21 protein-coding genes and 1 pseudogene are annotated in these 18,234 nt (G+C 64.2%); 6 read left to right on the top strand and 16 right to left on the bottom strand.

Annotated features, from left to right (window positions below):
* Window positions 1-24 precede the first annotated feature (24 nt).
* A complete protein-coding gene (locus AC54T3_RS04395) occupies window positions 25-807 on the top strand; it encodes a DUF2189 domain-containing protein (protein WP_496622661.1) in 783 nt (260 codons plus the stop codon).
* A 385-nt stretch (window positions 808-1,192) separates the two neighbouring features.
* Here the strand turns inward: AC54T3_RS04395 and AC54T3_RS04390 are convergent.
* The 3 genes and pseudogenes from AC54T3_RS04390 to AC54T3_RS04380 all read right to left on the bottom strand — a co-directional run.
* Window positions 1,193-1,453: pseudogene (locus AC54T3_RS04390) on the bottom strand (AAA family ATPase); the annotation flags it as partial.
* A gap of 95 nt (window positions 1,454-1,548) precedes the next feature.
* Window positions 1,549-2,052 carry a hypothetical protein gene (locus AC54T3_RS04385; protein WP_496622660.1) on the bottom strand — a complete coding sequence of 168 codons (504 nt, stop codon included), beginning with the start codon at window positions 2,050-2,052 and terminating at the stop codon, window positions 1,549-1,551.
* Between the two features lie 26 nt (window positions 2,053-2,078).
* Window positions 2,079-2,318, bottom strand: coding sequence for a hypothetical protein (locus AC54T3_RS04380; RefSeq protein ID WP_496622659.1), 240 nt, complete (start codon window positions 2,316-2,318; stop codon window positions 2,079-2,081).
* A gap of 97 nt (window positions 2,319-2,415) precedes the next feature.
* Between AC54T3_RS04380 and AC54T3_RS04375 the strand changes: the two genes are divergently transcribed.
* The gene (locus AC54T3_RS04375) at window positions 2,416-2,919 is read left to right on the top strand and encodes a winged helix-turn-helix domain-containing protein (RefSeq protein WP_496622657.1); all 504 of its coding nucleotides are present in this window, start codon (window positions 2,416-2,418) and stop codon (window positions 2,917-2,919) included.
* A gap of 164 nt (window positions 2,920-3,083) precedes the next feature.
* Here AC54T3_RS04375 and AC54T3_RS04370 read toward each other — a convergent pair whose 3' ends face one another.
* Entirely contained in the window at window positions 3,084-4,307 is a 1,224-nt protein-coding gene (locus AC54T3_RS04370; RefSeq protein ID WP_496622655.1) for an argininosuccinate synthase, read from the bottom strand.
* Between the two features lie 158 nt (window positions 4,308-4,465).
* Between AC54T3_RS04370 and AC54T3_RS04365 the strand changes: the two genes are divergently transcribed.
* The gene (locus AC54T3_RS04365) at window positions 4,466-5,317 is read left to right on the top strand and encodes a UDP-2,3-diacylglucosamine diphosphatase (protein WP_496622653.1); all 852 of its coding nucleotides are present in this window, start codon (window positions 4,466-4,468) and stop codon (window positions 5,315-5,317) included.
* Between the two features lie 31 nt (window positions 5,318-5,348).
* Here the strand turns inward: AC54T3_RS04365 and ampD are convergent, their stop codons facing one another.
* On the bottom strand, window positions 5,349-5,930 hold the full coding sequence (gene ampD, locus AC54T3_RS04360; RefSeq protein WP_496622651.1) for a 1,6-anhydro-N-acetylmuramyl-L-alanine amidase AmpD: 582 nt from the start codon (window positions 5,928-5,930) through the stop codon (window positions 5,349-5,351).
* Window positions 5,931-6,033: 103 nt separating this feature from the next.
* Between ampD and nadC the strand changes: the two genes are divergently transcribed.
* Both nadC and AC54T3_RS04350 read left to right on the top strand, forming a co-directional pair.
* A complete protein-coding gene (nadC, locus tag AC54T3_RS04355; RefSeq protein ID WP_496622649.1) occupies window positions 6,034-6,927 on the top strand; it encodes a carboxylating nicotinate-nucleotide diphosphorylase in 894 nt (297 codons plus the stop codon).
* Window positions 6,928-7,094: 167 nt separating this feature from the next.
* Window positions 7,095-7,496 carry a sulfur globule family protein gene (locus AC54T3_RS04350; RefSeq protein WP_496622648.1) on the top strand — a complete coding sequence of 134 codons (402 nt, stop codon included), beginning with the start codon at window positions 7,095-7,097 and terminating at the stop codon, window positions 7,494-7,496.
* A 183-nt stretch (window positions 7,497-7,679) separates the two neighbouring features.
* Here AC54T3_RS04350 and AC54T3_RS04345 read toward each other — a convergent pair whose 3' ends face one another.
* From AC54T3_RS04345 to AC54T3_RS04325, 5 genes are all read right to left on the bottom strand, one after another.
* Window positions 7,680-8,207, bottom strand: coding sequence for a phosphatase PAP2 family protein (locus AC54T3_RS04345; RefSeq protein WP_496622646.1), 528 nt, complete (start codon window positions 8,205-8,207; stop codon window positions 7,680-7,682).
* Complete coding sequence (locus AC54T3_RS04340; protein WP_496622644.1) at window positions 8,179-9,408, bottom strand: glycosyltransferase family 4 protein; 1,230 nt, start codon at window positions 9,406-9,408, stop codon at window positions 8,179-8,181. Before AC54T3_RS04340 ends, AC54T3_RS04345 begins: the two co-directional genes overlap by 29 nt.
* Complete coding sequence (locus AC54T3_RS04335) at window positions 9,405-10,208, bottom strand: lysophospholipid acyltransferase family protein (protein ID WP_496622642.1); 804 nt, start codon at window positions 10,206-10,208, stop codon at window positions 9,405-9,407. Before AC54T3_RS04335 ends, AC54T3_RS04340 begins: the two co-directional genes overlap by 4 nt.
* A 23-nt stretch (window positions 10,209-10,231) precedes the next feature.
* On the bottom strand, window positions 10,232-10,990 hold the full coding sequence (locus tag AC54T3_RS04330; RefSeq protein WP_496622640.1) for a GNAT family N-acetyltransferase: 759 nt from the start codon (window positions 10,988-10,990) through the stop codon (window positions 10,232-10,234).
* Window positions 10,991-11,110: 120 nt separating this feature from the next.
* Entirely contained in the window at window positions 11,111-11,767 is a 657-nt protein-coding gene (locus AC54T3_RS04325; RefSeq protein WP_496622639.1) for a histidinol-phosphatase, read from the bottom strand.
* A 131-nt stretch (window positions 11,768-11,898) separates the two neighbouring features.
* Between AC54T3_RS04325 and AC54T3_RS04320 the strand changes: the two genes are divergently transcribed.
* A complete protein-coding gene (locus AC54T3_RS04320) occupies window positions 11,899-12,450 on the top strand; it encodes an RNA pyrophosphohydrolase (protein WP_496622638.1) in 552 nt (183 codons plus the stop codon).
* A 12-nt stretch (window positions 12,451-12,462) separates the two neighbouring features.
* Here AC54T3_RS04320 and AC54T3_RS04315 read toward each other — a convergent pair whose 3' ends face one another.
* The 6 genes from AC54T3_RS04315 to AC54T3_RS04290 form a co-directional block, all read right to left on the bottom strand.
* Complete coding sequence (locus tag AC54T3_RS04315) at window positions 12,463-13,857, bottom strand: FAD-binding oxidoreductase (protein ID WP_496622636.1); 1,395 nt, start codon at window positions 13,855-13,857, stop codon at window positions 12,463-12,465.
* Window positions 13,844-14,446, bottom strand: coding sequence for a BON domain-containing protein (locus tag AC54T3_RS04310; protein ID WP_496622634.1), 603 nt, complete (start codon window positions 14,444-14,446; stop codon window positions 13,844-13,846). Before AC54T3_RS04310 ends, AC54T3_RS04315 begins: the two co-directional genes overlap by 14 nt.
* Window positions 14,439-14,807 (bottom strand): YraN family protein, encoded by a 369-nt coding sequence (locus AC54T3_RS04305; protein ID WP_496622632.1) that lies wholly within the window; start codon window positions 14,805-14,807, stop codon window positions 14,439-14,441. The genes AC54T3_RS04310 and AC54T3_RS04305 overlap by 8 nt, the downstream gene beginning before the upstream one ends.
* Window positions 14,808-14,865: 58 nt before the next feature.
* Complete coding sequence (locus AC54T3_RS04300; protein ID WP_496622631.1) at window positions 14,866-16,764, bottom strand: penicillin-binding protein activator; 1,899 nt, start codon at window positions 16,762-16,764, stop codon at window positions 14,866-14,868.
* A gap of 70 nt (window positions 16,765-16,834) precedes the next feature.
* Window positions 16,835-17,437 (bottom strand): FlgO family outer membrane protein, encoded by a 603-nt coding sequence (locus tag AC54T3_RS04295; protein ID WP_496622629.1) that lies wholly within the window; start codon window positions 17,435-17,437, stop codon window positions 16,835-16,837.
* Window positions 17,438-17,448: 11 nt separating this feature from the next.
* The gene (locus AC54T3_RS04290; protein ID WP_496622627.1) at window positions 17,449-18,144 is read right to left on the bottom strand and encodes a hypothetical protein; all 696 of its coding nucleotides are present in this window, start codon (window positions 18,142-18,144) and stop codon (window positions 17,449-17,451) included.
* Window positions 18,145-18,234 lie beyond the last annotated feature (90 nt).

Here is an 18,234-nt window from a genome sequence, read left to right as displayed (position 1 = left end):
CTGACCCTCACTCAGGAGGTCCGCATGATGAATACGCAGACGCAGGATCCCCATGCCGATGTTGTTTCGATCACCGACCTCGATGTGTGGCGCGTCGATGCCGATGCGCCCCGCGCCTGGCTGCGCGACGGCTGGGCGACGTTGCGAGCGGCGCCGGTCGTCAGTCTGCTCTACGGGCTGTTGTTCGCGCTCGCCTGTCTGGGCACTGTGATGCTGGTCCGCAGCATGCCCGCGTTCACGGCGGCGTTCCTGACCGGGCTGCTGCTGATCGGGCCGTTGCTCGCGGCAGGCCTGTATACTGCGGCCCGCCAGCACGCCGCCGGCGAGCCGGTGTCGATTAGGCGCGGCCTGTCGCTGATCTGGGATCGGCGCACCAACCTGGCCTTGTTCAGCGTCTATCTGGGACTGGTGATGGCGGCTTGGGTGCGGGTCTCGGCGCTGATCTTCGCAGTACACGCGAGCACCTTCTCGCCGAGCACGGCCAATTACCTGACCGCGCTCTCGGGCGGCTTCGATCCGCTGGTCACCGGCTATTTCGTGGTCATCGGCGCTATCCTCGCGCTGACGGTGTTCGTCACCAGCGCCGTTGCGGTGCCGCTGATCGTCGACCGCGACGCCGGCCCGATCGTCGGCATCCAGGCCAGCTGGCGGGCGGTGATGCGCAACCGCAAGGCGATGGCGCTGTGGGCGCTGATCATCATCGGCCTGACCGCGATCGGTATCCTGACCGCCTTCGTCGGCATGATCGTGCTGTTCCCGCTGGTCGGATACGCCACCTGGTCGAGCTATCGGGCGCTGGTGCACTGACGGCGGTGTCCGGCGGGCGGCGTGCCGTCCGCGTCTTGCAGCCAGTCGCGCGCGGGTGCGCGCCCTGCGCCGGAGCAACCGATAGGAAATCCAACACGCTGAGCGTCCAGTTCGGCCCGAGACAGGAGGTGAGCGCGGGCGGGAGTGCCTTCAACACGCTGCACCGTCTCCTGCAGCGAGAGATGGCGGCTACCAGGCGACGCGTTGGTCAACAACGCTGAGTGAGGTCATCGTGTACGCCATCCTCCTGTTTGTCGTGCTGGCGCTGCTCATCTACGCGGTCGCGCTGTTATTGGCCTGGCCGTTGGGACGCTACTTGGCGGCGATCTATTCGCCAACACCGACCGCGCTTGATCGGGTGTTTGGCCCTATCGAGTGGGTGATCCATCGCGCCGCCGAAGCTCAAGCGAATCACCGGATAGCGCACCGACCAATCCCAGTGCGGATGGATCGCCAGGCCCCTGAACAACGGCTCGTTGCCGGCGAACAGCTCGCCGATGGTGGCGAGCAGCAGGGACTTGCCAAAGCGACGCAGGCGGGAAAGGAAATACTGGCTGCCCTCGCTGATCAGTTGCCAGATGAAGCCAGTCTTATCGACATAATAGCAGCCGTCCTCGCGCAGCTTCGCGAAGATCTGGATACCGATGGGTCATTTGCGACGCGGTTGGGACATCAGGATGAACCTGACGGGCCTGAGGTGCCACGATGGCACCACCTGTTGGGACCATGACTCGAGAATCGTCACTCCCTCTCCCCGCTTTGGCTGCGGCTCCGGGTGGTAGTTGCATCGACCAAGCGGCTCAGGTCGTAGAGGATCTGCGCGAGCGCAGCGAAGAGCGAGGCCGCCAAGATGCCGCCGAGCCCCCAGAGAATTGACTCCCGATAAGCGCCGAGATCCAACCCCTCTGGATAACCTGGGCGTCCCGGCCAGAAGGTCAAAACCAGGATTAAACTGACGAGCAAGGCGAGGAGGGTCATCAGAATGAAGAAAATCGATATATCCGGCAAGTCACCGGAGCGATTCGGCCGAGCTTTCGATTTGGGTCTCGCCGGACGCCGCACACGCCGATCCGTCGGCGGGCTCAATTCCAGCGCGTTGACATACCAAGCGCCTCGAATCAACTGTCCGTCGTAGAATCCATCGCGAATCATCTCGATGCATTTGGCGACATCGATTCCCTTAGCACGGGCGAAGTGCTCGACAGGAACCAGATCCTGATGCATGCCTTGAGGTCGCTCGGCCATGGAGAACTCCCACTCGGTGTGATCGCTTACGCGCAGTCAAGACTCATTTCGTGTGTCTTAAAGTGCAATTCCCCGAGTATGCCACGCGTGACACCGACCGAAAACGGATCGATCCGGCGACGCCGCCCGCTGCGGGGTCGCCCCGCAAGAGTTGTCGTCACCTGCTCCCGCGCCCCAATCAGCGCATAGAGCACCGGGACTAAGTAGAGCGCCGCCAGCACCAGCACCTCGCGCACCAGCGCCTGCACGCCATGGGTCAGGAACATCGAGCCGGGCCTGCCACTGTTCTATGTGCATCCGGCACTGATCGAACCTCCAATCGGCGAACAAGAGCAGTGAGCTGATCGGGTAATAGAAGCACGCATGACAGAAAGCCCGACATCGACGCGCATCCTCATCATCGACGATGAGGAACAGATCCGTCGATTCCTGCGCATCAGTCTCAAAAGCCAGGGATATCAGGTCATCGAGGCGGAGACGGCGGGGAAGGGACTCGAGTTCGCCGCGACCCAGACGCCAGATTTGATCGTGCTCGACCTGGGTCTGCCCGATGCCGGGATCTACGATGACGGCTATCTCCGTATCGATCTGGTCAAACGCTTGGTGTCCGTGATGGGCGACGATGTGCATCTCATGTGCAAAGAGTTTGCCATCCTCAAGCTGTTGGTCTCGAACCCCGGCCAGGTCATCACGCAAACCCAGCTGCTGCGTGAGATCTGGGGGCCGACGCATGCCCATGACACACACTATCTGCGCAACTTCATCGGTCGCATTCGACAGAAGCTCCGAGAAGATACCGATGAGCCGCGCTATCTGAGAACGGAACCCGGCGTTGGGTATCGCTTTCTCGATGGCCGAGGGCATTGACGATCGCCAGCGTCATTGCATGCCCGGCCAGTCGCGCCCTCGCGGCTGTGCCGTCAGGCCATCCTAGCCTGACAGCATGAGGGTTAGAAGCCCTGATGACGCAGCATTCGCCGACCGCTGGACTGGAACGAAGAGCAATGCCAGCGCTCGAGGATATAAGCCGCTCAGCGGCTGCGACGACGCCCGGCGACGCGCAGACGCAGGGCATTGAGCTTGATGAAGCCAGTGGCGTCGCTCTGATCGTAGGCGCCGGCGTCATCCTCAAAGGTGGCGATCGATTCATCGAACAGGCTGTCGGTGTCTGATTGGCGGCCGACCACCATCACATTGCCCTTGTAGAGCTTGAGCCGGACCTTGCCGTTGACCACGCGCTGGCTCTCGTCGATCGCGGCCTGCAGCATCATCCGCTCCGGGCTGAACCAGTAGCCGTTGTAGATCAGGGTCGCATAGCGCGGCATCAGCTCGTCTTTCAGGTGCGCGGCCTCGCGGTCGAGGGTGAGGGATTCCATCGCCCGATGGGCCTTGAGCATGATGGTGCCGCCGGGGGTCTCGTAGCAGCCGCGGGATTTCATGCCGACGTAGCGGTTTTCGACGATGTCGGCGCGGCCGATGCCGTGCTCGCCGCCGATGCGATTCAGCTCGGCTAAGACCTCGGCTGGCGTCATGGCCTTGCCATCGATGGCGGTGATGTCACCGGCGTTGTAGGTCAGCTCGATCTCTTGCGCGGTGTTGGGTGCATCGATGGGGTCGCGTGTCCAGCGCCACATGCCCGAGCCCGGTTCGACCCAGGGGTCCTCAAGGTCGTAGCCTTCGTAGGAGATGTGTAGCAGGTTGGCATCCATCGAGTACGGTGATTTGGTGCCGTCGCGCTTCTGCTCGACCGGCACGCCGTGCTCGGCAGCATAGGCCATCAGCTTTTCCCGCGAGAGCAGGTCCCACTCGCGCCAGGGCGCGATGATCTTGATGTCCGGCCGCAGCGCCAGCGCATTGATCTCGAAGCGGACCTGATCGTTGCCCTTGCCGGTGGCGCCGTGGCTGATGGCATCGGCGCCGGTCTTGGCGGCGATCTCGACCAGGCGCTTGGCGATCAGCGGGCGGGCGATCGAGGTGCCGAGCAGGTACTCGCCCTCGTAGATGGCGTTGGCGCGGAACATCGGGTAGACGAAGTCGCGCACGAATTCCTCGCGCAGATCCTCGATATAGATCTCCTTGATCCCGGCCGCCTCGGCCTTGGCGCGGGCCGGCTCGACCTCCTCGCCCTGACCGATGTCGGCGGTGAAGGTGACCACCTCGCAGTCGTATTCGTCCCGCAGCCAGGTCAGGATCACAGAGGTGTCGAGCCCGCCTGAATAGGCGAGAACGACCTTGTTCACGGAATCACGTGGCATCAAAAAAACTCCTCTTTACAGCAGAAGGCATCAGTATACGCAGTGCGCGATGCGCGTCGGCACGATGCGTGTTCATCAGATCTTCATCGCGCGTCCATCCTCTCGCAACAAAGCCGCGCGACCATGGCGCCCACGCTATTTATGAGGGCCTGGGTGACATGAGTCAGGTGAAACATCTACGGCCGTTGAAATACCGGAGCATCTGGATCTCGGATGTGCATCTCGGGTTTCGCGGTTGTCAAGCCGATTTTCTGCTGAATTTCCTGCAATCGACCGAGTGCAAGCAGCTCTATCTGGTCGGCGACATCATCGACGTGTGGGCGATGCGCGGCGGGTTGTTCTGGCCGCAGGCGCACAACAATGTGGTGCGCGCGGTGTTGGACAAGGCGCGCGGTGGTACCGATGTGGTCTATATCCCGGGCAATCATGATGAGATCCTGCGTGACCATCTCGGCTCCGAGTACGGCAATGTGCGGCTCTGCGATGAGCTGGTGCACACCACCGCCGATGGTCGCCAGTTCTTGATCCTGCACGGCGACAAGTTTGATCAGGTGGTACAGAACGGCCGCTGGCTGGCAATGCTCGGCTCACGCCTCTATGACCTGCTGCTCTCGGCGAATCATCGGCTCAATGCCCTCCGGCAGCGCCTTGGGTTCGGCTATTGGTCGCTCGCCGCCTATCTGAAGCATCGAGTGAAGAATGCCGTCAATTATATCGGTAACTACGAGCAGGCCGTGGCCGACGAGGCGCGGCGCCGCGATGTCGATGGCATGATCTGCGGTCACATCCACCACGCCGAGATCCGCGAGATCGATGGCGTGACCTACTGCAACTGCGGCGATTGGGTCGAGAGCTGCACGGCGCTGGTCGAGCATCACGATGGCACCATCGAGCTGCTGCGCTGGACCGAGGCGCAACAGGTACTGACCTCCGAGCAGCCGCAACCGATGCCGGTGCCACGCCCGGCTGCCGCAGCCGCTGCCGCTGCAGTGGCTGCGCGCCTCGGCTGAGTGCCTGGTTCTCGCCGGAGTGCATTAGCCGCTAGGTACCCCCTTCGCTGTCGCTGATCAGCGCCCGATATCGGTCCCAGTCGAAGGCGGGACCGGGATCGGTCTTCCTCCCTGGTGCGATCTCCTGGTGTCCGGTGATGCGCGCCGGCGTGATCGCTGGATAACGCGCGCGAATCAACGTGGTGACTTGGCCCAGCCGTGCGTATTGGGCTTGCTGAAACGGGATCTCGTCGCTGCCCTCGAGTTCGATGCCAATGCTGTAGTCGTTGCACTCGATCCGGCCATCGAATGCGGAGCGTCCGGCATGCCAGGCACGCCGATCCAATTCGACGAACTGCAGTAGCTCGCCATCGCGGCGGATCAGTAGATGCGCGGAGACGCGCAGCCCGGCGAGACTGGCGAAGAAGGGATGCGCTGTGGAATCGAGTCGATTCTGGAACAGCTGCTCGATCCAGGGACCGCCGAAGCGCCCAGGGGGCAGGCTGATGTTGTGGATCACGAGCAGATCCGGCTCGATGCCAAGCGGGCGCTGGTCGGCATTGGGTGAGGGCAGCCAGCGGGCGATGCTGAGGCGGCCAGTATGATCGATGGTGGGGGCGCTCGGATCAGTCATCGGTCTTGCATGTTCTCGCTTGTCTGGCGATCAGCTTGAGTGGCCATCAGCCCGCACACTATGATCCCCGTCTATCCTAACCGCTCCTTGAGGATCCGATCCGATGCCGACCGCTGTACCGACCCCCGACCCGAGCGCGGAGGTGCTGTCTCGCTCCCTGCCGTCGCTGGCGCTCATTGAGGCCCAGGTGCGCGATGCGCTGGCGGAGGATGTCGGCACTGGCGACCTGACCGCAGGCTTGCTGCCGGTGGACGCGACCGCGCGCGCCGAGGTCATCACCCGCGAGGACGCGGTGCTCTGCGGCAGCGCTTGGTTCGATGAGGTCTTCCGTCAGCTCGACCCCGAGGTGAGCATCGACTGGCAGGCGCATGATGGCGAGTCGGTGCGGGCAGGGCAACGGCTCTGCGCCCTCGAGGGTCGCTTGCGCCCGCTCCTCACCGGCGAGCGGACCGCGCTCAATTACCTGCAGTTGCTTTCTGGCACCGCGACCCGCGCTCGGTGGTATGCCGATGCGGTAGCCGGTCTGCCGGTGCGCATCCTCGATACGCGCAAGACGCTTCCAGGGCTGCGGCGTCAGCAGAAATATGCTGTTGTCTGCGGTGGCTGCGATAACCATCGCATGGGGCTGTTCGATGCGATCTTGATCAAGGAGAATCATATCAGCGCGGCCGGCTCGATCAGCGCCGCGATCGCGGCGGCGCGTCGCCTTGCCGACGACCTCCTGGTTGAGATCGAGGTCGAGTCCCTAGATGGACTGCGCGAGGCGCTAGAGGCCGGCGTTGAGCGCGTCTTGTTGGATAACTTTGCGTTGCCGGAGTTGCGGCGCGCGGTTGAATTGACCGCTGGACGGGCGCGACTCGAGGCCTCCGGCGGGATCACCCGCGAGCGCCTGCGGATGATCGCCGAGACCGGGGTCGACGATATCTCGGTCGGGGGGCTGACCAAGCACGTCGAGGCCGTCGATCTGTCGATGCGCTTGTTAGCACCCTCGGCCTGAGTCGAGATGGCGGTTTGCATTGCGATTTGTCATATCTATCGACGGGCGATGATAGATCGAGATTAGCGACTATCAATTTTAGAAAACGCTAATATAATGATCTCTGTTGTCGCAAGAAAGGCGGCGACGCTTGCAACCCAGACAAAATCGAATTCGGAGAAAGATTGATGAAAAAGCTTGCTACTGCCGCAGCCGTTGCCGCTCTTCTTGGTGTGTCCGCATCCGCTAGCGCATGGTGGGGTGGTCCGGGTTACGGTGGCCCAGGCTATGGCAATGGTTGGGGCGACGGCATGGGCGACATGTTCAGCGATATGCTCGGCGATGGCTACGGCGACTTCAACATGAGCATGAGCGGCGGCGGTCGCGGCTATGGTCATGGACGTGGTCAGGGCTACGGCCGCGGCTACGGTGACGGCTATGGCTACGGCAACCCGTACTACGGCGGCTACGGCGCGCCCTACTATGGTGCTCCTTATGGCGCGGCCCCTTATGCGGCCCCTTATGCGGCTCCACAGGGTGCCATGCCTTATGGCGCACCGGCTGCTCCGGCCGCCCCTGAAGCCAAATAAGCAGAGCCAGTCTCTCGCCTAACGGCTGAAGGCCCGGCGGCTAACCCCTACATGGAGGTTGGCCGCCGGGCTGTTTTGTTTGTCGGATGCCCAGTGCGCCCATCGGCCCGCGTGCGGAAGCGCGATCTACTAGACCCGATCGAGCCCGGTCGAAAGTTCGGCCAAGCCCGGTCGCCACAGCGACTAGGCGACCAACAACAGGCTGCTATAGGCAAGGCCGAGCCCGATCGCCGAGGCGACTAGCACATCGGTTGGATAATGCAGTCCGAGCACGACCCGCGAGGCGGCGACCAGCAGGGTGAAGGGAATCAGCAGCCAACCAAGCTGCGGATAGTAGAACAGCGCGATCGTGGAAAAGTTGACCGCGTGCAGGGTGTGTCCGGACGGGAAGCTGTAGCGATCCAGCGGTGGCACGCTAGCGGCGATATCGGTCACATAGTGGCAGGGGCGTATGCGACGGGTGCGACCCTTGAGGCTCTTGTAGAGGATCAGCGCAATGCCGCCCATCAGTAGCATGTGCACGGCGGCTTCGAGGCCGTCGAGTCCATCGACGACGGGGAGCACGGCGATCAGGCTATACCAGAAGACGCCATTGCCGAGCCGGCTGACGAGCGCGAAGGGGCGCAACAGCCAAGGTCGCTGATGAGCACGGTTCCAACGCCGGCAAAACGGTGTTTCGAGCTCATTCAACAGTCGCAGGAATGGGTTCATGGCGCTCGCCCTGGTTGCCGGCGCAATCGATCACGGAGAACAGATGGTGCTCCAAATCGCGGATCACACGCTCCCAACTCAGCGCTTCTGCGGTGTGTCGGGCCTCTTGGCCAAGGCGTTTGAGCTGTTCAGAGTCGCTGACAGCCCGTTCAGCCTGCGCCAAGAACGCCGTGCGATCGGCCATGGGGACACTATAGCCGTTTTGGCCATGGTGTAAGTGTTCGCGCGCGGCGGCATAATCGAAGGCGATGGGCGCCAGGCCGCTGGCGAGCGCCTCGGTCAGGACATTGCCGAAGGTCTCGGTCAGGCTTGGAAATACGAACAGATCCGCCGAGGCGTAGTGCGCGGACAACGCCGCGCCGACCTTGGCGCCGGTGTAGACATGATCAGGATGCTGACGGCGTAGATGCGCCAGCTCGGGACCGTCGCCGACCAGGACGCAGCGGCTGTCGGGCCGAGCGCGTCGAATCCGGTCAAAGGCCTCGATCGCCAGATCGACATGCTTCTCGGCGGCGATCCGGCCCACGTAGAGCGCCACCACCGTCGCATCGCCGCACCCCCAGGAGGCACGCAATGCCGCGCTCCGGTAGGTCGGGGAGAAGCGCTCGGTATCGACGCCGCGGCTGAGCACATGCAGATTGCGAAATCCGGCGGCGGCAAGGTCGCGCTGTAAGGCGCGGGTTGGCACCAGGGTCGCACCGGAGTGGTTGTGGAAGCGCCTGAGCAGGCTGATGATCGGTTTCATGAGCAGGCCGACACCATAGTGGCTGCAGTACTGCTGAAACTGGGTATGGAATCCAGTCAGGGTTGGGATACCCAGGCGCGTGGCGGCTCGCAGCGCGGCATGTCCGAGCGGACCCTCGGTGGCGATGTAGACCGCATCCGGGCGCGCCTCGCGCCAGCGTCGCTGCACGGCCCCCAGCGCCGGCAGGCCAAAGCGCAGGCCGCGATAACCTGGCAAGGGCACACCGCTGACCAGCAACTCCCGTGACGGCGGCGCGTTGCGCCGATCCACCGGCTGGCGTGGGCGCACGAGGCTGACGTGGTGTCCGCGCCGTTCGAGGCCGTGCGCGAGTTGCGCCAGGGTATTGGCGACGCCGTTGATCTCCGGCGGATAGGTTTCGGTGACCAGCGCGACATGGAGCCTTGGCCTCGCATCCGTTGACCTGCGCGCCTGGACGCTGCCACTGTCTGCATTCACGGCGTCGCGACCTCCGGGCCTCGCCGTTTGGCGGTTGCCCTGGCCACGATGGGCACCTCGAGTGCGTCTGCGATCCGCGTCTCGCACAGGGTCGCGAGCGTGCGTCGATCCATGTCCGCGCCGACGATGGGCGCGAGGAAGTGAACCTGGGCCTCGGTCTTCGGTTGGCATAGCACGCGCCAAAGACTCTCGATCCATGTGTCATCGTCGATGAACGGGGCGATCAAATCGGGCTCGGCGTTGGTGCCATAGCGAATCGCCACCGGCTGCACGTCGATGCCCGGCTGCTGGCCCGCCGCGAGCAGTCGCGGGTAGAAGCCGCGCAGTTGACGGCCATCGCTGGTGGTGCCTTCGGCGAAGATCACCACGGGCCGCTGCTCGCGCATGCGCGTCTCGATGCGCTGGATGAGATCTGCGGTTTGATTGCCGCCACGGGTGATGAAGAGGGTACCGATTTGCGCGGCCATCCAGCCGATCAACGGCCACTGGCGAATCTCGGCCTTGGAGAGGAAACCGACCGGTCCAAGCGCGCCGAGCACGGGGATATCGAGCCAAGAGATATGATTGGCGATGATCAACGCGCTCTTGGCTTGCTGGCCTTCGGCGCAGATTCGTAGACCGAGGATCGGTATGGCGCGCTGAAACCACCACTGAACGATCGCGGGTGTCGCGGCGCTGGAGCCGCCAAGGCGGCGCCAAAGGCCCATGCCGAGCACGATCACGGCGCCCAGCACGTTGAGCGCGATCAGGGCCAGGAGGCGTGCGCTGGCACGTAGATGGGGTGTGATGTGTCTAAGCATCAAGCGTTTCTCGATGATCGCGCCTAGATCCGTTCCAGGAAGTGTCGCGCGTAACTGGGGTTGAGCCAGCGCATATCGAGCAGCATCAAGATGTCTGCGACCTCGAAATCGGGATCGCGGCAAGGTTCACCACAGGCGACCGCGCCGAGGCGCACATAGCCTTTGAGCAGCGCCGGCAGTGGGGCATCAAGCACATCATCGGCCCCGGCCGTGGCTTGTAAGGGGGCGCGCGGTGTCACCCGCAAGGTCTCCGACGCCATGGCCTGGCGCCGCAGCCGATTCATGATGGCCGCTGCTTGGCAGTCGTTCTCGCCCAACGGCACACTGGCACAACCGAACAGGTAATCGACCTGATGCTGTTGAATATAGTGCGCCACCCCGGACCAGAGCACGGCGATGACCGAGCCGTGCCGGCACTCCGGCGAGACGCAGGTGCGCCCCAACTCCAGCAGGCGGCCAGGTAGCGAGGGGATCGCGCCGAGTTCGAATTCGCTCTCCGAATAGAAGCGCCCCAGGCGCTCGGCGCCGCGATTGTTCAACAGGCGGGTGCAGCCGACCACGCGATTGCCCTTGGTCTCGCGCACCAAGAGGTGTTCGCATTCGGTATCGAACTCATCGACGTCAAGGCCATGCTCGCCAGCCTTGAGCTTGGCGCCAAGTTCTTCTCCGAACACGCGATAGCGCAACACCTGCGCCTCACGCACCGCTTGCGGTGAATCAGCCAGTTCGACGAATAAACGCTCACCGCGTTTGATACTTAGAGCAGGTGCGCTCGCTCCCATGTTCTCTCCGACCATCGCAACGGGGTAACTTGACAGTGTAACGAAGATGCATGTCGATCCGATGGCTCAGGCATGACGAATCGATGACAGTCTGCGAACTCGATGCTTGCTGCGGCGCCCTCAGTCGCGCAGCGAGCGAATCGGCCAGCCGCGCTCCTGGGCAATCGCGGCTAACCTCGGATCGGGGTCGATGGCGACCGGGAAGTCGACCGTTTCGAGCAAGGGTAAGTCGTTGATCGAGTCACTATAGAACGTGCTGCCGGCCAATGTCGCCTGATGCGTTGCCAACCACTGGCGCAAGCGCTCGACCTTGCCTTCGCGAAACGCCGGTGGTCCGATGATCTCGCCGGTGTAGCGTCCCGCCGCAAGCGCGGGCTCGGTGGCAATCAGGTGCTCGATGCCGAACCGGGCGGCGATGGGGGCGGTGACAAAGGCATTGGTGGCGGTGATGATCAAGAGCGTATCACCCGCGCGACGATGCTGCTCGACCAACGCGCGTGCTGCGGGCAGGATGATCGGCGCGATGCGTGCGTGCAGGAAGTCCTCGCGCCACTGCTCGAGCGTCGCCAGGGGATGACTGCGCAGCGGCGCGAGCGAGAAGCGCAGAAAGGCGTCGATATCGAGGCAGCCCGCGCGATAGTCAGCGTAGAACTGCTGGTTGGCGCGCTCGTAGTGGTCGCGATCGACGACGCCTAAGTCGACCAGATGGCGGCCCCAGAGATAGTCTGAATCACCGGCGAGCAGGGTGTTATCAAGGTCGAAGAGGGCAAGAGGCATGGCGACGGTTCAAGAGCGGCTTGCGGATGGAATCGGATTATCGCCGATCTCGCAGTCTCGGGCGCGCGGCATTTGAAGCCGTTGGCTAGAGTATGGAAGAATGCGATGCAAACGTAACAAGGTACAGCAACTTGATCGACGGGGACGGTTTCCGGCCAAACGTCGGCATCATCTTGAGCAACACGGAGCGGCGTCTCTTCTGGGGACGTCGTGTCGGGCAGAACGCGTGGCAATTCCCGCAGGGGGGGATCAAGTCCGACGAGACCCCGCTCGAGGCGATGTATCGGGAATTGGAGGAGGAGGTTGGCCTGCTGCCAGGGCAGGTCAAAGTCCTCGGCTGCACGCGCGGCTGGCTTCGCTATCGCTTGCCGAAGCGCTTCATCCGCCGCCATTGCGGTCCGATCTGTATCGGGCAGAAGCAAGTCTGGTACATGTTGCGGATTCAGTGCGGCGAGGGGGATTTTTGCCTCGATCGCAGCGAGAAGCCCGAGTTCGATGCCTGGCGCTGGGTGCGCTATTGGTATCCGGTGCAGGACGTGGTCTATTTCAAACGCCGTGTCTATGAGCGCGCATTACAGGAATTGGCGCCGTTGCTCTATCCGGACGGGGCGCCGGCACAGGATCTGATTTCGCCGCACGCGCTGCAAGGCAGCCGCAGTTATCTGCGCCAGCGGCGGCGATAGCCTTGCCTGGCGTTAGCCGCTGGCCTGAAGTGGCAGCCCCTTGCCCGGATTCAGGATGCCGCTCGGATCGAACTGCGCCTTGATGGCGCGCATCAGGGCGAGCGCCGGTGGATCGATCTCGCGCGCGACGAAGTCGCGCTTCTCGAGCCCCACCCCGTGCTCGCCGGACAGCGTGCCACCGAGCGCGATCACGAGATCGAAGACACCCTCTAGGCAGCGAGCCGCGCGCGCCATCTCATCGGCATCGTCCGGGTTGACGAGCAGGTTGACATGGATGTTGCCGTTGCCGGCGTGACCGAAGTTGACGATGCGAATGCGATGCTCGCGCGCGAGCCGCTCCAAGCCATCGATGAATGGCGCGATGCGCGAGACCGGCACCACGACATCTTCGTTGATCTTTTTCGGCGCCACATGCCGCAGCGCCGGCGACAGGGCTTTGCGCGTGCGCCAGAGCGCGGCGATCTGCTCCCGATCCCGCGCGACGCTGAGTTCGAGCAAACCGGGGTTGCTTGCGGCTGCGGCCACCGCATCGGCGATGTTCGAGACGCACTCGGCGGGGCCGTCGACCTCGATCATCAGCAGCGCGCCGGTCTCGTCGCTCACACCGAGGTCCGAGAACTGGCGCACCATCGCGATCGCGGCGGCGTCCATGAACTCGAGCGCGCAGGGCGTGATCGGCTGGGCCATGATCGCGGCCACCGCATCGGCTGCGGCATGGATATCCCGATAGGTCGCGCGCAAGGTCTGCTTGGCCTCGGCGAGGGGGGTGAGCTTCAGGGTCGCCTCGGTGATCAGGGCCAGGGTGCCCTCGGAGCCGATGATGAGTCGGGTCAGGTCGTAGCCGACCACGCCCTTGGTGGTGAGCACGCCGGTGCGGATGAGCTGTCCGCTGCCGGTGACGGCGGCGAGGCCCAGCGTGTTCTCGCGCGGGGTACCGTACTTCACCGCCCGTGGCCCGGCCGAGTTGTAGGCCAGGTTGCCGCCAATGGTGCAGACCGCAGCGCTGGTCGGATCGGGCGGCCAGAAGAAGCCCTGCTCGGCGAGCGCGCGCTGCAAATGATCGTTGACGACGCCGGGCTCGACCACCGCCAGCCGATTGGCCGGATCGATGCGCAGGATGCGGTTCATGCGCTCGAACGCGATGACGATGCCGTTGCGCTCGGGCACCGTGGCACCGGTGGTGCCGGTGCCGAGCCCACGCGCGGTGACCGGCAATCCTTGCTGATGCGCGAGCTGGACGATGGCCTGAACCTGCGCGGCGTTGGTGACGAAGGCAACCGCCGCCGGCAGGCGTTGCCGGCGGCTGTTGTCGTAGCCATAGGGCCAGCAATCGGCGGGGTCGACGAGCAGGGCGTCGGCGCCGACGATGGCGACCAGGGCCTTGGCGAGGCGGTCAGTCAGCGGCATGGATGTACTCGAACATCTTCACCACGCGCTCGACGCCGGGCAGCCGGCGCACGATCTCGGTGGTCGTCTCGGCCTCCTTGCGGGTGACCAGCCCCATCAGATAGACCACGCCGTCCTCGGTGACGACCTTGACGCGGGTCGCATCGAAGTCCTCGATGCCGCGTCCACCGCCGATGGCAATCTTGGCCCGGGAGGTGATCAGCGCGTCCTGGCTGCGCTGCGCGAGCGAGATCGACGGCCCAATCTGGACCTCGTTGTGGATCTGCTCGACCTTTGGCATGCGACTGACGATCTCGGCGAACCGCGAGCGGATCTCGGCGCTGTCGGCCTGACCGGTCAGCAGCACCCGATAGTTGTAGCTGGTGATCGAGATGCGGCTCGCGCGCCTGATCTCGGCGTTCTGCAGGAAACGATGCTTGGCCTTGAGTTCGATCATCTCGTCATCGAGCACGGTGCTCGCCGAGCGGCGCTCGTGGATCACGGAGGCGCCATAGGCGGTGCCGACCACGGCGGCGGGAGCGCACCCCTGTAGCAGGGGCGCAAGACCGATGACGATGGCCATCAGCACTACCGTGACGGTGTTAGGCATGGGCGGCAAAGGCATGACGAATCCAAGTCAGGGATCCAGCGCCGTCGATGGCGACGACGTCGAAACGGCAGGGGAGCGCGATGGGATGGCGCTGCAGATAATAGGCCGCCGCCGCGCTCAGGCGCGCCTGCTTGCGCGGGTCGATGCTGGCGGCGGCGCCGCCAAAGCGCGCCGAGGCCCGAAAGCGAACCTCGATGAAGACCAGCGTGTCGCCATCGCGCATGACCAGATCCAGCTCGCCGCGTTTGCAGCGCACGTTGCTGGCAAGATGTCGCAGCCCCTGCTGCTCCAGATAGTCACGCGCTTGGCGCTCCTTGCTGTCGCCGAGCTGTTTGCGCCAGGGCGGTGCCTTGGTGGTCACAATCAAATCCTTGTCGGTGTGTGCTGGTCACGCGCGTCGAGCGCGGTCTCGAACAGTCTCAATCAGCGCCGGCCGGGGGTTCGGCGTCACCGATGCGTGCCAGCGTCATCACCCCCGATGGGGTGAAGCGCGCGAGCGTCAGCTGGCGTCGCACCTGGCCGCGTGAGTCGAGGCTCAGCCCGCCGGTCTCGCCGGGAAAGAAGGTGCCGGGCTGCTGGCTCATCTCGGCGACGCGCGGGGCGAGTCGATAGGCATCGATGCCCATCGCATAGAGCCTCGCCAGGGGACCGCTGACATTGCTCAGGGTTCCACGCAGGGCCTGACGCGAGAGTCGATCGGAGCGTTGCTGATCGAGCAGCCAGGGGATGTCGACGAAATAGAGCCCCGCCAAGGCCTGATTCTGGGCTGGGTTGAAGGTGCCGTCGTAGACATGCGAGGTCGCGATGACCGGGGCCGCGACGCCAGTGAGCCGCAATGCCTCCCAGAGCGCGGCGACGTTCCGCGTCGTGGCCACCAGGAGCACCACCTGCGCATCGCTGCGTGCCACGGTGTCGGCCGCCTCGCTGATCGAGCCATAGCTTGGCTGCGCGACGAAGGTGCCGCCAAGCGCCCGCCATTGGTCGCGGAACGCGTCCGCCATGCGTGTTCCCCAAGCACTCTGCGGATAGACGAGTGCGGCGCGCTTGAGCCCGGCCGCGAAGGCGTAATTGGCGGCGTTCGCGGCCTCGTCTTCCGGGGCGAGCGAGAATTGGAATAGATTCCAGGGTGTCGCGCCGCTGATCCGGTTGAGCGCGAGCGTGGGCACGGGCAGCGCGCCTTGGCGGGCCAACGTGGTCACGGATGATTTTTGCACGGGCCCGATCACCAGATCGGCGCCGGCGAGGCTGTCCCGCGAAGACGCAGAGATGTTGTCCGCCCGGAAGCTCAGCACTGGCCGTGTGCCGCTGCGATCGACGTCATACGCGGCCTTGATGCCTTCCCTGAGGACGGTGCCGGCGGTGCCGAAGTGTCCGCCCGTCGGCAGCAGGACGAACACCTCGGTATCCGCCGCATAGCCGCCGGCGAGACGCGCGAGGTAGGTGGCCTCGAGCCTGGGCAGGGCCGGATGACGCGACGTGCGCTGGCGCCAATCGCGAAGGCTCGCATCCAGCTCCGGCGAGGGCGTGCTCTTGCCGACGAGCCGTTGGGCCAGCTCGACCCAGCCGCGCATGCGCCCGGTGGTGGTGTCTGCGGCCTGCGCGAGACGGGCCTGATTCAGACTGGTCAGGGTGAACAGCAGCGAGACCTGGTTGTCCATGCGCGCCTCGGGGGAGTCGAGCAGGCGATCGAGCTGATCGAGCTGCTCGGCGGCGCGCACGGGCTGGTTGCTCAGCCTGTAGGCGGCTGCGAGGGAGCCGAGGTACTGCGTCTTCAGACGCGCCGGGAGCGCGCCTTGGTTGACGCGCTCGAGGGTGCTGATCGCCTCGGCCGCGCGTCCGCGACTCAGCGCCACATCGGCTTGCAGCAGCAGCGCGAGCTGGCGTTGCGATGCGGTTAAGGCTGATTGATCGAGGCTCAGCAGGAGACGGTGCGCGCGCCGCGCCTCTCCCGCTCGCAGCAGCGCGTCGGCGGCTTCGATCTCGAGCTGCTGGCGCACTGGCGCCGGTGTGGTCTCGGCGAGTGCGAGATAGGCGTCGGCTGCCGCGCCGGGTTGGTCGTCGCGCTCCAGTCCGCGCGCTTCAGCGAGTGCATTGGGCGGCAAGGTGTCGAGTAAGCGCTCGCCATCCTTGATCGGATCGATGGCGCAGCCGGCCATCAGGCTGGCGCCGATGATCCACATCAGGATCGCGAACCGCGCGAGGGTGCTGCCGCGCTGTGCCAGCGTGTGTGCCAGCGTGGGGAGATCCGAACGGTCTTGGCGACTGATCAGAGTGGGTGTGTATCGGAGCTGCGGACCGAGGCACTGAGCAGGCATCATGCACTCCTGAGAAGAAATCGATAAAACCGAGCGGCAGAGGGACGGTGCGCTTGCAGGCTGTACGCGGCCATCACCAAGCGCTGCCAGAGAACATCGAGCGCAGATTATTGTCCAGCGGCAGGCTGAGATCCGCTGTCGCCAAGACGATGGCGTCCCGGGTGCGGACCACGCGCGCGCTGACGTAGATCCGATGATCGCCCAGCGCATAGGTTCCCATCAGGATCGAGTTGGCGGAATAAGCCTCCTTGAGGCGTTTGATCTCGCGCGAGAGGATCAGCTCGCCGAGTCGCTCCTCAATGAAGAGGCTGTCGCGCATCTTCACTTCCCGCATGTGGATGCCCGCCTGAGACAGGGCCGAGGCGAAGAGTTCGGAGCTGATGCGCCCGAAGGTCGAGGAGGCACGCAGATCATTGATGTCGACGAAGGTGGCCGCGATCATTGGGCCGTATTGCGGCAGCGCGGGGTTGACGCTGAGTAAGCGCTTGGCGGCAGCCGTGATCTCGGCGGAGAGGTTTGCCGACTCATAGGACTGCGTATAGGTGGAGCGTGTATAGGTACTGTAAGGGACGCTGGAGGCCGGGATGCAGCCAGCCAACAGCACCCCGAGCAGGAGCGGCAATAGGCTGAACCAGGGTCGGCGAGCGCTGCAGGTGGGGAGCGTTGATCGGCTCATCGTTGGGCCCCTTACCAGTGGTTATCCAAGGCCACGCGGGGCACCGGCGGTGGTTTCGGGACCCGGTGGGGGGCATAGTGTCGGCGATCGCCCTGGTTGATGTAGTAGATATTGGACGAGGAATAGAGGACGCGTTCGCGATCGGTGATCTCGGTGGTAATGATGATCTCCTCATTGCCCACGGCGGTCCAGCTACCACTGGTGACATCCGACATCGCGACCGGTGGTATCAATGCCAGCCCGGCATTACTCGATGGCGCCACCAGTACGGAGACGCCAGTGGCGAAGGCGGCCAAGGTCAGCATCCCTGGGTAGGGGCGAATGAAGCCACGGTCGGAGTGGTTGACCACCTCGACGTCGAAATCGACAGTGACGGCACCTGCTGGCCGCTTCTTGACGATGGCGCCCCCGGAGACCAGCTCGCTCGTGAGTAGGGCGCGATAACCGCGCGCGAACTCGCCGCTGGTGTGATCATGGCGCTGCGGCAGATACAGTGGCGTCGCGCGCAGATGGTGCTGCTGCAGGATACCCTTGGCTTCATGTTCGGCAAGCACCTGCCAATGATGCGCCGCCTGCATGCGTTGCTGCTCGCTATAGGGATAGGTTTTCGCCATCGGCACTTGGGCGGCGTTGGTGTAGAAACAGCCGCTCAGGAGTAGGCCGATCGTAATGACAATGGCAAGAAGGGCGAGTCGTGATAGGGACACCAGCATCTCCTGTTGCTTGGGTCGAAATGCCCAGGCTTCCCCACCTGGTCTCCCAGGCCCCTAGGAGGGGAGCGCGTTGTGCAGGCATCA

Source organism: Halochromatium sp. NSM3, assembly GCF_059621085.1.
Note: the sequence above shows the minus strand (reverse complement) of the source record. Positions and strands in the feature narration are given on the sequence as shown.